This is a genomic window from Phocaeicola coprophilus DSM 18228 = JCM 13818 (assembly GCF_000157915.1).
GTDB lineage: Bacteria > Bacteroidota > Bacteroidia > Bacteroidales > Bacteroidaceae > Phocaeicola > Phocaeicola coprophilus.
Genome location: NZ_EQ973697.1, coordinates 1 through 889, shown reverse-complemented (window position 1 = coordinate 889; position 889 = coordinate 1). Strand labels below are relative to the sequence as shown.

Genomic DNA, 889 nt, shown 5'->3' with positions numbered 1-889 from the left:
TTCTGCTGTGATGTATATACACCATAACCTGCAATAGATGCAAATGCTGCAACGAAAGCAGCTTTTATAAAATTCTTTTTCATCATTATTTAAATTTTTGAATGTTTAAATTAAATATCCAGTTCCCTCTACGAAGCAACAAATCCCCGATTTGTTGTACTTCAAAATAATAATTATCTTTGCATCGGTAACACCTCCTTCGGTTGGACGGGTTTAACATGGAGTGGAACATGATATTCATTGTTTGCAGACACGTAATTCATGTTTCCACTCTTTTTTATCTCTCACTTTCTGACAGTTCCCCAAAAATCCAGAGTAATGGATTGGTCCGGGATATTGCCATATATCGTTATCGTACGCCAGAAATCGCCTGGCTCCTCAGCTTTATATTTCACTGTCAGAACGGCACTTTCACCGGGCTGTATCTCATCCCATCCGTATTCTACCGTCATACAATCACAAGACGTGGTGACTCCCTTGATACGGAACACCTCTTTGCCTGTATTATGGAGAATGACCTTTTTACTTTCCGTCTGATTTTCACCTACCGTTCCATAGTGATACTCCACGGAGTCAGAGTGAACTGTGGTAACGGGAACCGGATCGCTTTTCATCCCAGTCAGTTCCTTCAGGTAAAGATCCTTTACCGACAAATTGTGAATAGGATTACCTATCACCTTCACACGGTTTTCCGAGTCAACAAGAAAGGTCTGAAACATCATCTCACCGGGAAAATGATTCAGCGAGTTGAACGAATCGTCCGCGTCAATGCATACAGGCAGCGAGAAACCGTCGCGCCGAAGGATGTAGCGCAGTTCCTTTACGTGGCCGACTGGAAAAAGAACACGAAAGAAACCTTCCCCTCGCACAGAGAATCCACCTCATGCAT

At 42.9% G+C, this 889-nt stretch carries 1 protein-coding gene; it reads right to left on the bottom strand.

Annotated elements, in window-relative coordinates; all coding sequences use genetic code 11:
• Positions 1–284: 284 nt before the first annotated feature.
• On the bottom strand, positions 285–869 hold the full coding sequence (locus BACCOPRO_RS17040) for a DUF1573 domain-containing protein (protein WP_008145705.1): 585 nt from the start codon (positions 867–869) through the stop codon (positions 285–287).
• Positions 870–889: the final 20 nt, after the last annotated feature.